This window comes from Exiguobacterium oxidotolerans JCM 12280, assembly GCF_000702625.1.
GTDB lineage: Bacteria > Bacillota > Bacilli > Exiguobacteriales > Exiguobacteriaceae > Exiguobacterium_A > Exiguobacterium_A oxidotolerans.
In genome coordinates, this window is record NZ_JNIS01000001.1 from 567,141 (window position 1) to 580,929 (window position 13,789).

The 13,789-nt window shown below is 42.7% G+C and carries 12 protein-coding genes and 1 other annotated feature; of the genes, 2 read left to right on the plus strand and 10 right to left on the minus strand.

What is annotated here, in order from left to right; all coding sequences use genetic code 11:
* Positions 1 to 9: 9 nt before the first annotated feature.
* The 3 genes from opp3C to P403_RS0103020 form a co-directional block, all read right to left on the minus strand.
* A complete protein-coding gene (gene opp3C, locus P403_RS0103010; RefSeq protein ID WP_029331000.1) occupies positions 10 to 1,041 on the minus strand; it encodes an oligopeptide ABC transporter permease in 1,032 nt (343 codons plus the stop codon).
* The gene (gene opp3b, locus P403_RS0103015) at positions 1,041 to 1,967 is read right to left on the minus strand and encodes an oligopeptide ABC transporter permease (protein ID WP_029331001.1); all 927 of its coding nucleotides are present in this window, start codon (positions 1,965 to 1,967) and stop codon (positions 1,041 to 1,043) included. The genes opp3C and opp3b overlap by 1 nt, the downstream gene beginning before the upstream one ends.
* A 336-nt stretch (positions 1,968 to 2,303) precedes the next feature.
* Complete coding sequence (locus tag P403_RS0103020) at positions 2,304 to 3,911, minus strand: peptide ABC transporter substrate-binding protein (protein ID WP_029331002.1); 1,608 nt, start codon at positions 3,909 to 3,911, stop codon at positions 2,304 to 2,306.
* Positions 3,912 to 4,182: 271 nt separating this feature from the next.
* Between P403_RS0103020 and P403_RS0103025 the strand changes: the two genes are divergently transcribed.
* Positions 4,183 to 4,563 (plus strand): DUF3899 domain-containing protein, encoded by a 381-nt coding sequence (locus P403_RS0103025; protein ID WP_029331003.1) that lies wholly within the window; start codon positions 4,183 to 4,185, stop codon positions 4,561 to 4,563.
* A gap of 60 nt (positions 4,564 to 4,623) precedes the next feature.
* Positions 4,624 to 4,832 (plus strand) — a binding site (T-box leader).
* 49 nt (positions 4,833 to 4,881) lie between these two features.
* Positions 4,882 to 5,886 (plus strand): tryptophan--tRNA ligase, encoded by a 1,005-nt coding sequence (gene trpS / locus P403_RS0103030; protein WP_029331004.1) that lies wholly within the window; start codon positions 4,882 to 4,884, stop codon positions 5,884 to 5,886.
* Between the two features lie 85 nt (positions 5,887 to 5,971).
* On the opposite strand, the gene P403_RS0103035 is transcribed toward trpS, so the two are convergent.
* From P403_RS0103035 to udk, 7 genes are all read right to left on the minus strand, one after another.
* Positions 5,972 to 7,615, minus strand: coding sequence for a peptide ABC transporter substrate-binding protein (locus tag P403_RS0103035; RefSeq protein WP_029331005.1), 1,644 nt, complete (start codon positions 7,613 to 7,615; stop codon positions 5,972 to 5,974).
* A gap of 208 nt (positions 7,616 to 7,823) precedes the next feature.
* Positions 7,824 to 9,371 carry a peptide ABC transporter substrate-binding protein gene (locus tag P403_RS0103040; protein WP_029331006.1) on the minus strand — a complete coding sequence of 516 codons (1,548 nt, stop codon included), beginning with the start codon at positions 9,369 to 9,371 and terminating at the stop codon, positions 7,824 to 7,826.
* Between the two features lie 172 nt (positions 9,372 to 9,543).
* Entirely contained in the window at positions 9,544 to 10,785 is a 1,242-nt protein-coding gene (fabF, locus tag P403_RS0103045) for a beta-ketoacyl-ACP synthase II (RefSeq protein ID WP_029331007.1), read from the minus strand.
* Position 10,786: 1 nt separating this feature from the next.
* On the minus strand, positions 10,787 to 11,731 hold the full coding sequence (locus P403_RS0103050; protein ID WP_029331008.1) for a beta-ketoacyl-ACP synthase III: 945 nt from the start codon (positions 11,729 to 11,731) through the stop codon (positions 10,787 to 10,789).
* A 108-nt stretch (positions 11,732 to 11,839) separates the two neighbouring features.
* Positions 11,840 to 12,547, minus strand: coding sequence for a 5'-methylthioadenosine/S-adenosylhomocysteine nucleosidase (gene mtnN, locus P403_RS0103055; RefSeq protein ID WP_029331009.1), 708 nt, complete (start codon positions 12,545 to 12,547; stop codon positions 11,840 to 11,842).
* Positions 12,548 to 12,600: 53 nt separating this feature from the next.
* Positions 12,601 to 13,074 carry a transcription elongation factor GreA gene (gene greA / locus P403_RS0103060; RefSeq protein WP_029331010.1) on the minus strand — a complete coding sequence of 158 codons (474 nt, stop codon included), beginning with the start codon at positions 13,072 to 13,074 and terminating at the stop codon, positions 12,601 to 12,603.
* 56 nt (positions 13,075 to 13,130) lie between these two features.
* Complete coding sequence (udk, locus tag P403_RS0103065; protein ID WP_029331011.1) at positions 13,131 to 13,778, minus strand: uridine kinase; 648 nt, start codon at positions 13,776 to 13,778, stop codon at positions 13,131 to 13,133.
* Positions 13,779 to 13,789 lie beyond the last annotated feature (11 nt).

Consider the following 13,789-nt stretch of genomic DNA (forward strand, 5'->3'; position numbering starts at 1 on the left):
TAATTTCCGTTAGCGGCGTAGACGTGGGTCAAACGCATCCCGTAATCCATCGGCCAACATGTTAAAGCTGATCATTAGGAGTACGATGACCGTCGATGGCACGACAAGCAAGTAAGGGAACGTCTTCAATTCTTTGTACCCTTCGTTGATCAATGTACCAAGGGACGGTTTCGGTGGAGCGAGACCAAGTCCAATGAAGCTAAGGAACGCTTCGAAGAAAATCGCACTAGGAATCGTGAACATAAGTGAGATGATAATAATTCCAAGAGTATTTGGAATCAAATGCTTAAAGATTAAACGTGAGCTAGAAGCCCCAAGCGTACGTGCTGCAAGTACAAATTCCTGATTCTTAAGTTTCAGGATTTGTCCTCGAACGAGTCGACTCATCCCAATCCATCCGGTGATGGTCATCGCCAAGATGATCGTCGTGATTCCCGGTTCAAGAATCAAGATGAACAGAATGATTAAGATTAAGTTCGGAATCCCAGTCAGGATTTCCGTAATACGTTGCATGATGTTATCAACACGACCGCCATAATAAGCAGAAAGTCCACCATATGTGACACCGATGATGACATCGATGATTGCAGCCATGACACCGATAAAGAGTGAAACGCGTGTACCTTCCCAGACACGTGACCAAGAGTCACGTCCGAGATGATCCGTTCCGAACCAATAGTTTTCTGTTACTTGTTTTTGCTCGTAAAAATCAATTTCTTTATCACCTAATGTTGCCATACCATCAAATCCGGCCCACTCAAGCCCTGTTACTTTTGGTGGTAGCTTCGCTTGCGTGATCGTTTGCGTGTAAGCATCGCGCCCTGAAAGCATCGGTCCGAAGATTGAAAGTAACGCAATGATAAGAATGATGATGAGCGAAAGAATCGCTGCTTTATTTCGAATAAGACGCGTCCAGGCATCTTGCCAAAAATTTAAACTTTTTCCGGCGATACGCTCTCCGGCTTGTTCATTGAACTCAACCGTTTGAAACAGTGACGAATCAAATTGTTCCGTTTTTGCATTTGAATTTTGCTCTGCCATTATTCATTACCCCCCAAACGAATCCGTGGATCAACGACACCGTACAGTAAGTCGACGATCAAAATCATAAGGATGAAGACCGCTGAGAAGAACAATGTTGTTCCCATGATGACTGTATAGTCATTTAGCGTGATTGATGATACGAACAACTCACCAAGACCTGGTACAGCAAAAATTCTTTCAATGACGAGTGTTCCTGTGATTAAGGCAGCAGTCATCGGTCCAAGAATCGTAATTGCTGGAATCAAGGCGTTACGCACCATGTGTTTCCACGTGATCGATTGTCCATCTAGTCCTTTTGCCTTAGCAAGCGTGACATAATCCTGTCCTGTTACCTCGAGCATCTCCGTTCGAACAAAACGAGCGATGGAGGCGGTAACTCCTAAGGACAAGGAAATTGTCGGCAAAATCGTATGTGCTGGGCTTTCCCAGAAGGCGACCGGCAAAACGCCCCATTTCACTCCTACGTAGTATTGAAGAAGCGAAGCAAATACGAACGACGGTATGGAAATACCGAGTACTGATGCAAACATCGCACCGTAATCAATCGCTGTGTTATGACGTAGTGCCGCAACAACACCGAGTAAAAGACCCGCAAGGACACCGAGTATAAGTGCTTGTGCTCCTAATTGAGCTGACGGTCCAATCCGTTCCATGATTAAATCTGTAACAGGACGGCTATCATATTTAAATGACACTCCTAAGTCCCCTTGGAACAAGTTAACCATGTACGCTGCGTAGCGTTGTGGAAGTGGATCATTCAAGTTGTACTTATCCCGAAGGATATTCAATTGCTCAGGAGAAAGCTTTTCCTGGTTTTGGAACGGTGAACCTGGTAACAGATCCATCAAGAAGAACGTGAATGAAGCGATGAGTAAAAACGTCAGTACGCCGTAAGTAAGGCGTTGAGCTAAATAACGGCCCATAGATGGCACCCCCTATAAAGATTTTTCTGTTTTTTTCGAAAACATCAATAAAACCAGTATGACGTAAAATTGTCGGAACATTCAAGAATTTTGTTGTAAAATTTTAAATTCTTTTTTGTCCCAACCTGATATGATGCCCCCCATGATCACTGCTTTTTCACAGTTAACCAATATTTCAGAATTTTTCGTTTGATTCCATTATACTTTGCTAACAAAGTAATTAGAACATCTTTTTTACAAATAGTTCACATTTCGTTTAGAAATGATTACACATTCAGAAAAAGTAGTATAAAACAGGAGCGTTCCCTGAACCTAAATCGGGACGCTCCAGTTTTTTTACTTCATATCAACATATTTGTATTGGAAATCCGCACCAAACAATTGGCGTTTGAAGTTTTCAACTGTCGGACGGCTCAAGTAAGCTGCACCTGCTTGATACAATGGCGCGATTGCTTGATCTTTCTCGATCAATTGGGCTTCCGCTTGCTTGAACAAGTCGAGACGTTTCGTAACATCTGCTTCTTCATTGGCAGCATTCAACAACTTATCATATGCTGATGAGTCGTAATTAACATCGTTTTGACTATTTGTTGATTCAAAGATCGACAAATTCGACATTGGATCTTGGTAATCAGGACCCCAAAGTGAATACGACATTTGGTAGTCACCTTTAGACTCTAAATCGAGTTTGTTCTTGAATGGCTGTTGTTTGATTGAAACTGTCACGTTCGGCAAGTTTCTTTCAATTTGACCTTTCATGTACTCACTTGTCTTTTTAGAGTCTTCGCTGTCGAACGATAATAGTTCAATCGTTGTTTTCTTATCACCATTTGCTTTTTTCCAAAGATCAGCTGCTTCGTTCGCATCACGATCGAACCAGTTAATGTCACTCGTATAGTCTTTTCCAGCTTCATCTTTAATGAAGTCTTTTGGAATGAAGCTTGTTGTTGGAATCGAACCATTCGCAAGTAACGTTTCTGTGATGCCTTTAGGATCAATTGCGCGAGCAATCGCTTTACGGGCATTGACATCTTTCATCGTCGCATCTTCGTTATTGAACTTCAAATAAGCGATTGTAGAACGTAATGCTGTATTGAATTCAGGTTTCGATTCATAAACAGCAACTTGTTCAGATGTTAAGCCAGCATAATCGATGTCATTTGATTCATACAGGTTAGTAACCGTTGACGAATCTTTAACGACACGAATCGTTACTTCGTCAAGACTGACGGCATCTTTATCCCAGTAATTTTCATTCTTCGTCAAGACGCGTTTTGAATCTGTTTTCCAAGATGTCCAAACGAATGGTCCGTTGTATAACAATTTATCCGGTTGAAGTGAAAAGTCTTTTTCGTTCTTTTTATAAAATTCTTCACTAATCGGTGTATATGTTCCAAATGACGTCAGTGACAAGAAGTACGGCGATGGACGCTCAAGTGTTACTTCAAGTGTTTTGTCATCAAGTGCTTTGACACCTAATTCATCAACTGGTTTTTTCCCTTGTGAGACAGCTGCACCATTTTTGACAGTATCAAAGATATAGGCATATCCTGAACCTGTTTCTGGATCAACTGCACGTTTCCAAGCAAATTCAAAATCTTGTGCTTTGACTGGCGAACCATCAGACCATTTCGAATCACGAAGTGTAAACGTGTACGTGAGGTTATCACTCGAGATATCTGTTTTTTCAGCTAGTGCAGGAATCGCCTTACCTTCTTTGTCTAAGCGGTAGAGTCCTTCCATCGTGTTCCCAATCATATCAAATGCGACTGAATCCGTTGCTTTAGCCGGGTCGACCGTCGTAATATCGGACGTACTCGTTAAGCGCAAGTTTTTCTTGTCTGAAGAACCTGAATCTTTATCTCCGCTCGTCGAACATCCTGCAAGGACTACACTCCCTGCAAGCATGACTGATAACGCGAGACCGACAGTTTTTTTCTTCATCGGTGAGTCATCTCCTTTTCAATTTTCAAGTTGTCATAAACAGTTATGACATCAATAACGTTGGATCGAACCCACATGCATTCCCCAAAATGCATTGACCTGGTTTCGAAAATTCAAACGAAGTGATAAGTTGATTTTATGTGAGAATAACAATAACGTCAAGTGAATAGTCACACTATTTGCTGTTTTAAGATATATAACCGTAATAAATTCGTAACTTTCGGGGGCATTGCGTATAATGGATTCATAATCCATATTAAGGGGGACTACTATGCGTTTTCACTTGTTTCGTCCGATTTTAATCGCTTTAATTTTATCGATTATTTACACCATTTGGGCGAGTTTCACGGATTCAACCCATTCTTTTTTCTACCACTTTTCGGGTGGGTTATTTATCTCAGGATTCATCTTAATGGCAATCGGTTTATTTTCTAACATGTCTGCAAATGGATTTTTTAGAGGACTGACCGCTGGATTCAAAAAACAACGTGAGGCAAGATTACGAGAAATCGATGGTGAGTATCACGAGGACGAGGATGAAGAGCATGAAGTGTATGAAGAAAAGCGAAAACGTTCTTTAAACCGGACAGCACCATACTTGTCTAGCGGCTTATTGTGCATTGCTTTCTCATTGCTTTTGTCATTCGTTTAAACGATTTTTTCGTGACGCTAGACAATGGTTTATGGTAAAATCTTGTTAAGTTACATGTATAATAACACGGTGAAGAAGAGTAGTACATCGAGTCGTCACTTTAAGAGAGTCCATGGTTGGTGTGAATGGATAGTGGATGCAGATGGAATGGACTTCGGAGTGGCTGACTTGAACAGTGAAGTAGAGTCAGACGGGATTGCCCGTTATAGCAGTTTAGAGCGGCTATTATCATAGCAACTTGGGTGGCAACGCGATGACTCGTCCCTTGAATATTCAAGGGACGAGTCATCTTTTTTATTCTATTTTCGGAGGGAAACGATTATGAAAACGATTTTTTCAGGTATTAAACCAACCGGTACAGTCACGCTAGGAAACTACATTGGGGCGATGAAGCATTTTGTCAACTTACAAGATGAGCATGATGCCTATTATTGCATCGTCGATCTCCATTCGATCACAGTCGAGATTGACCGTGTCGAGTTGATGAACAATACGCGCGCCCTCGCTGCACTGTATATTGCAAGTGGTCTCGACCCAGAAAAAGCGACGATTTTCGTCCAATCAGAAGTCAAAGCACACGCTCAGCTCGGTTGGATGTTAACGTGCCTAGCAGGTATGGGTGAACTTGAACGCATGACGCAATATAAAGATAAATCACAAGGAAAAGAGCGGATTGGCGCAGGTCTCTTCGTCTATCCGACGTTAATGGCTTCTGACATCCTCTTATATGATGCGGAACTCGTGCCTGTCGGTGAAGATCAAAAACAACACATCGAGTTGACACGCGACTTAGCACAACGCTTCAATAGTCGCTACTATGAAACTTTTAAAATGCCAGAGCCAGTCATCGCAGAAACAGGTGCTCGTATCATGAGTTTGACGACACCAGAGAAAAAAATGTCTAAAACAGATACAAATCCAAAAGGCTACATCACGATGCTCGATGAACCAGCTAGTATCCGTAAAAAAATCAAGTCGGCCGTGACGGATTCGGAAGGAATTGTTAAGTTCGACCGGGAGAACAAACCGGGTGTCTCAAACTTACTCGAAATCTATTCACTACTCGCTGACATCTCCATCGCCGATCTCGAAGCGAAATACGAAGGTTCAAATTATGGCGTGTTCAAAGCTGATGTCGCTGAAGCAATCATTGCCGAACTCGAGCCAATCCAAAAGCGCTACTATGAGTTAATCGACTCAGAAGAACTCGATATCATTTTAGATCAAGGCCGTGAAAAAGCCGACCTCGTCGCTTCTCGTAAACTTACTAAAGTAGAAAAAGCAATGGGGCTCCAACGTAAACGTGCGAAAATAAAAAAATAAGAATCCATCCCGGCGAGTCGTTCATCCGACTCGCTTTTCTGTGCAAAAAAAACACTTCCGAAAAATCGGAAGTGTTTTTAAAAACTTATTTGCCTTCGATTGAAGCCCATTTGTAAGAGAAGTCTGCGCCGAAGTTATGCTCGACAACACCTTTTACGTATGGTTTAACGAGGAACGCACGTCCACGTTGATAAACAGGTGAGATTCCTGCAGAATCAAGAAGAATTTTCTCTGCTTCTTGAAGTTCAGACCAACGTTTTGCTGCATCCGTTTGTGTTTGAGCATCTTTGACGAGTTTGTCGTACTCTGGATCTGACCAGTCACCACGGTTATATGGTCCATCAGTCAAGAAGAGATCGAGGAACGTCATTGGATCTTGATAGTCAGGACCCCAGCCTGCGAATGAGAATTCGAAGTCGCCTTTGTTTTCAAGATCAAGTTTGTTTTTGAACGGTTGTTGCTTGATTGTGACTTTCATACCTGGAAGGTTCTTCTCAAGCTCACCTTTCAAGAACTCACCGATTTTCTTCGCATCATCACTATCATAGTTAAGAAGCTCAAGCTCGACTGAATCTTTGCCGATTTCTTTTAAGCCCTCTTCCCACAGTTTTTTCGCTTCATCCGCATTGAACTCGTTGAATGTTGGATACTTTTCACGGAAGTCTTTTCCGTCAGCATCTTTCGCGAAGTCTTTTGGTACAAGATAGTTTGCTGGAAGTGATCCGTTTGCAAGGATGACATCCGTGATTCCTTTTTTGTTATATCCCATATCGATCGCACGGCGAATTTTTTCATTTTCGAGTGCTTCAACTTTCGTATTCAAGTAAAGGTAGAAGATTGTTGATTCACCTTTAGTTTGGAATTCTTTATTGTCTTGATACTGAGCTACGAATTCAGATGAAAGACCTGTACGGTCGATTGTCCCTTTTTCGTAAAGGTTAACAGCAGTCGAAATTTCTTTTACGACCTTAACGTTGATCGTGTCCAATTTGACGCTATCTTTATCCCAGTAGTTATCGTTTTTAACCATTTTCCAGCCTTGTTCACGTGTCCATTCCGTTAACTTGAATGGTCCATTATAAAGTGATTTGTCAGCTGTCGTACCGAAGCCCTTACCGATTTCTTTCGAAAGTTCTTCCGATTTCGGCATGAATGGACCGAATCCAGTCAATCCGAGGAAGTAATCTGCAGGTGATTTTAATTTTACTTCGAACGTTTTATCATCAACTGCTTTTACGCCTACCGCGTCACGCTCGCCTTTTTTCGTATTGTATTCTTCAGCACCTTCGATGTTGTAGAATACATACGCATATTGCGATGCGTTTTCTGGGTTAAGGACTTCTTTCCAAGCGTACTCGAAGTCTTTTGCAGTGATTGGTGTACCATCAGACCAATTAGCATCACGTAGCTTGAACGTGTACGTCAATTTGTCGTCAGAAACCGTATGGCTTTCTGCAATACCTGGTGTTGGCTGTTGCTTGTCATCCAAACGGTAAAGACCTTCCATCGTGTTGTTCAAGACGTTGAACGAAACAGCGTCCGTAGAAGTTGTTGGGTTAAGCGTCGGGATATCCGCGCTTTCGATCAGGTTAAGCGTCTGCTCACTTGATTTTTTGTCCGAACCGTTATCGCCCGATGAATCATTTGAATCAGTCGTCGAACAAGCAGCAAGGAATGCGCTTGATACGAGCGCTACTGAGGTAGCGAGTGCAAAACTTTTCTTTTTCATGATACGATGACCCCCCTAAAATTTCCAAAGCTAGTAATCTAAAGTTTTTGCCCGAAAAAAAGTAGTCCTTTTTGGCCGAACAAAACTCTCCGTTACAAATAGTTTACAATGTTCTGATAATTTTGCAAAGCTTTTATCCGATTTTTCTAAATATTTTTTCAAAAAAACAAGAAGGACATGAGTGCATCCCATGTCCTTCCTTAATTAATTAATTCGATTTCTTTACTGTTCGAAGCAAGTATTCAGGTCCATAAATTGGCACTGTCAAGCCGTTTATCCCTTCTTTTACCAACATGTTTTCCGTTGTCTGATAAAGTGGAATGATGACCGCATCTTTTTCAATCAATTTTTTTTCAGCAGTTCGATAACCTGAAGTTTTTTCTTTTACTGTCTTTACATTTCTTGTTTCTTTAATCAATTTGTCATATTCTTTTGAATTGTAATTTACTTTATTCAATGGATTATCTGATACGAATTGATTTAAATAGGCGAGAGGACCTGGGTAGTCAGGCATCCAGCCTGTCAGCGTCATGGAAAAATCGCCAGATTGTTCAAGGCGTATTTTATCTTCGATATCTACATTTTTAGTCACAATATCGATTCCAGGTAGCTGCTTTTCGAGAATTTTTTCAATTGTTTTCCCTAGCTCTAACGCTTTTTGATCATCAAAATTCAACAATTCAACCTTCACTTTTTTCTTAGTCGCCTGTTTCCACTTTGTCGTTGTTTGCTCTTGATGCGGAGAAATCCAGTCACTCGCCGTTACTACAAAACGATTCGTCGGTTTCCCTGATAATCCGAGCGGCAAGTTCAATGTTTGTTGATTCATCAGTGTAGAAGAGATGGCTTGGCGGGCATTTCGACTTTTAAACAATGGATCGTTCATATTAAAGGCTAGATAAAAGACCCCGCTCCGACTTTTTTGATAAGTAGGCTCGTCACCCATCAAAAGATTCGTATCAAATCCTTCAATTAGTGGCAACATGTCTGCTTGATCATTTCGATACGCTGTCACCTGATCTGACATACTTTTAGCGGTGATACTTTTGACGGTATCGAGCTGAACGACAGTCGCTTGATGATAGTGATCATTTTTTTCGAGCATGTAGGATGCCTTTTTCATCTCACCCATTTTAAATGGACCATTTTCATTCAAATCCGACCATTCGCTTACTTCAGGTTGCGGATAGAATACAGACATCGCCAGTAATTGTGATAGATCCGAAACCGGCTGATTTAATTCAATAATTAGCGTTGATTTCCCTTCTGCTCTAACACCAAGTTTATTCGGTGGGAGTTCGCCATCATTGACTTGCCGTCCGTTTTTAAAAACTTCGAATAAAAAACCATATGGTGAATTTGTCTCATTTGAAGCAACACGTTGAAAACTATCAACAAAATCTTGCGCTTCGACTGGCGTACCGTCAACGAACTTTGTTTCTTTTAGTTCGATTGTGTACATCAAGCCGTCATCCGAAACAGTCATCGTTCGGGCGAGACCTTTTCGGACAGATGGACCGCCAGTAAACACAAATAGTCCTTCATATAATTGTGCAAGCAACGTTTGTGAACGATTATCTGTTGCCTGTGCAATATCCGGTACTCGTGGCATCGATGACTCAATGATTGTCATATGCTGTTGTTGCTTTTTTGTAGAGGCTTCCTCTGTCGTGTTTTGTTGAAACACAATGAATCCACTAATGATTACTCCGATTACTAAAAACATTAAAACAAACAGTTTAAATTGCTTAGACATATTTTTCCCCTTTTATTTTAAAGTGACTCTACCATTCAAACAGAATTCAACCAAAAAAGCGACCTTACTGTCTTATTGACAGTAGGTCGCTCCAGGCTGTAGACAAAGTGCTATCAGGAGATAAAGCATTTTTTTCGTTGCTTTCCTCTGGCGAGGCGCAATCCTTCAAGAATTATGCTTCCTGATACCGCTTAAAGACGAGTGAGGCATTGTGCCCACCGAAACCGAGCGAATTGCTTACTGCATACTCGACGTCCCATGCTCTGCTACCTTCACGAACGTAATCTAAATTACAGCCTTCGCTTGGTTGTTCGAGATGAATCGTCGGGTGAACCGTTTGTTCTTGCAACGACTTGATTGTTGCAATCGCCTCGACGCCACCTGCACCACCGAGTAAATGACCAATCATTGATTTCGTCGAGTTCACAGCGAGTTTCGCTACATGTTCTCCGAAGACCGTATGAATGGCTTTCGTTTCCAGAACATCATTCATTGGCGTACTCGTACCATGCGCATTGATGTATTGAACAGCAGTTGGCTCGATGTTCGCATCTTGAATCGCCATCGCCATCGCACGTGCGCCTCCATCACCATCTGGATCTGGAGCAGTAATATGATACGCGTCTGCAGTCAGACCGTATCCACTGACCTCTGCGTAGATTTTTGCTCCACGAGCAATCGCGTGATCGTATTCTTCAAGGACGAGAATGCCTGCCCCTTCTCCCATGACAAATCCATCGCGTCCCTCATCGAATGGACGGCTCGCTGTATTCGGATCATGATTTGTCGACATCGCTTTGTTCGCACAAAAACCAGCGAATGCTAAGTTCGTGATTGGAGCTTCCGCCCCACCGGCAATCATGACATCTGCATCACCACGTTCGATTACGCGTAACGCTTCACCAATTGCATTCGTACCTGAAGCACAGGCAGTGACAGAACAGTTATTTGGACCTTTCGCTCCTGTATAAATCGAAACTTGCCCGCTCGCCATATTCGGAATCATCATTGGAATGAAGAATGGGCTGACACGACGATGTCCGCGCTCAAAATAAATTTTCGCTTGTTTTTCAATCGTCTCAACGCCACCAATCCCTGAACCAATCCACACGCCTGTACGTTCAGCATTCGACTTGACATCAAGTCCTGCATCTTTGACAGCTTCCATGCTTGCGACCAATGAATAGTGAACAAATCGATCCATCTTTCGTGCTTCTTTTGCTTCGATGAATTCTGTAATATCAAACCCTTGTAACTCACCCGTCACTTTTGTTGGATACTCATCGATATCGAGTCGTTCCATCGGACGAATCCCGTTCTCACCTGCTTTTAATGCATTCCAAAATGTATCCACATCATTTCCAATCGGTGTTAGTGCACCCATACCAGTAACTACTACTCGTTTTCTCGTCATCTTATATGTTCTCCCCTTTAGTCCAAGTAATGTAAGAAGCTCCCCAAGTCAAGCCAGCACCAAATCCTGCAAGAACGAGTGTCGTTCCCGGTTGTAGTCGCCCTTGACGCCGTGCTTCTTCTAATGCCAACGGAATCGACGCCGCTGATGTATTTGCATGTTCATCAATCGTGACGATGACTTTCTTTTCATCGATACCTAATCGTTCGCGTGCCGCGTCGATAATCCGTAAGTTTGCTTGGTGCGGAATCAATAAGTCAAGTGATTCCAACGATCCGTTCGCTTTTTGAATGACTTTATCGACAATCTCTGGTAATTTTCGAACGGCAAATTTAAACACTTCTCGCCCGTTCATTTCAATTGGTCCATCCAACTCTTTAAACAACAGATGTGCCCCTCGCCCATCCGTTCCGAGTTCAAACGCATTCAATCCTTGCTGTTCTGTTGGTCCGAGGACGACTGCACCTGCACCATCACCAAACAAAATTGCTGTCGACCGGTCTGACCAGTCGACGATGCTCGACATTTTTTCCGCTCCAATGACGAGCGCATACTTAGAGTTCGTCGCCCCCATCATGCTTGATGCTGTTTGAAGAGCGAAGATGAAACCGCTACAAGCAGCACTAATATCAAATGCCGTCGCGCCTAACGCCCCTAACCGTTCCTGAACGATACAGGCTGTTGAAGGAAAGGCACGTCCTGTCGCTGTCCCGACGACGATCAATCCGATATCATCAGCTGTTAGGTTCGCATCAATCAATGCTTGTTGAGCGGCCTCTGTCGCTAAATCCGTTACATCGACTTCGTCTGTTGCAATCCGTCTTGCACCGATTCCCGTTCGTGTCCGAATCCATTCATCGCTCGTATCAAGCGTCTTCGCTAAATCATCATTTGTAATCCGACGTTCTGGTAATGACGTCCCTAGTCCTACAATCCCGATATTCATGTGGTCGCTCCTTTAGTATTAGTATCTGGTACTAATATAAAGCGTTAATCCTTTTTTGTCAAAGAAAAAAGAAGGGTCCCTTCGATTAGGGTCCCTCCTCCATCCACCTTACGCTTCAGAATCTGCTAGCGTTCGTACAACTTCCATGACCATCTTCGCAGAGTTAATCGACGCAATTTCTAAAAATTCATCAAATGAGAGGGAAGCTTCCTCATCTGCACTATCCGAAATCGAACGTGTTACGACGAAAGGAACATCGAATTGATGACAGACTTGTGCGATCGGTGCTGCTTCCATTTCAACTGCTGCGACGTCCGGGAAGTTCTTTTTAATGAGTGTCGAGCGCTCTGTATCATGAATGAAAGAATCTCCTGTCACGATTAGACCGTGAACGACATTAATCGACTCCATCCGTTCGATGACGGCTTCAGCTGTCGCGACAAGTTTTTCGTCTGCCACGTAAGCAGCAGGCATTCCCGGCACTTGACCGTACTCGTATCCAAACGCCGTCACGTCGACATCATGATGACGGACTTCTGTCGAGACGACGACGTCACCGACAGTCAGCCCTGCCTTAAATCCACCAGCAGAACCCGTGTTGATGACGGCACTTGGTTTAAAATGATCCAGTAATAATGTCGTCCCAATCGCAGCATTCACTTTCCCGATGCCTGATTTCAAGATGACGACTGGCACACTGTTCAATAAACCTTCATAAAAATGATAGTTAGCGATCATCGTGTCTTTTCGTTCAGAAAGTTCATTCCGAAGTAAGTTGACCTCTTCTTCCATTGCTCCAATGATAGCGATTGGCATACTCATTCCTCCATCATACAGAAAGCCGGATTGCTCCGGCTTCATCGTTTTATTTATTTAATCGATGTAATCTTTACAGCGAAATCTCCACCTGGAGCTTGTACCGATACTTTCTCACCTACGCTATGTCCGAGTAAGCTTTTAGCGATTGGTGATTCGTTCGAGATTTTACCTGTGAACGGATCCGCTTCTGCACTTCCGACAATCGTGTACGTTTCTTCTTCATCATCTTCAAGAATCAAGAATGTGACCGTCGTTCCGATACTAACGACCGAAATATCCTTTTCTTCTTCAGAAATAATTGCTACGTTACGTAGCATTTCCTCAAGTTGTGCAATCCGTCCTTCGACCATCGCTTGTTCTTCTTTCGCTGAATCATATTCTGCGTTCTCAGACAAGTCTCCGAAAGATCGGGCAATCTTAATATTTTCAACTACTTCTTTACGGCGGACTGACTTCAGTTCGTTTAATTCGTTCTCAATTTTCGCTTTACCTTCAAGCGTCATATAGTACTGTTTTTCTGCCATTTTTGTCACGCTCCTTTTTATTCCACTAGTATAGTATATTCACATCTTTTTTGGAATCAATATCCTCTTTCATCAAGTGCTGTTCGATAATCGAGGATGGCACGAATCTTCGTTACGAGGAGATCAATCGCGACATGATTCTCTCCACCTTCCGGAACGATGATATCTGCATAACGTTTTGTCGGCTCACAAAACTGAAGATGCATCGGACGGACGACATTCGTATACTGCTCGACGACCGAGTCGATTGATCGACCACGTTCGTTGATATCACGTTGCATCCGTCGTAAAATCCGTACGTCTGCATCCGTGTCGACAAACACTTTAATATCCATCAGTTCCCGTAAACGCTCATCTTCAAGCGCTAAAATCCCTTCAACGATGATGACATCTCGTGGATCGAGTTTAATCGTCTCTTCCGCTCGCGTATGCGCAACGTAATCATAAACAGGTTTTTCAACCGCAATGTTTTCGCGTAACGATTTGATATGATCAATCAGCAAATCATTATCGAATGCAAACGGATGGTCATAATTTGTTTGATATCTTTCTTCCATCGAGAGTGTACTTTGATCTTTATAATAAGCATCTTGCTCGATCATGACGATCGATTCGCTCGGGAAAGCTGCGACGAGTGAGCGTGCGACTGTCGTCTTTCCTGATCCCGTACCTCCAGCAACGCCAATTACAACCGGTTTTTGCATTGATTTTGTTC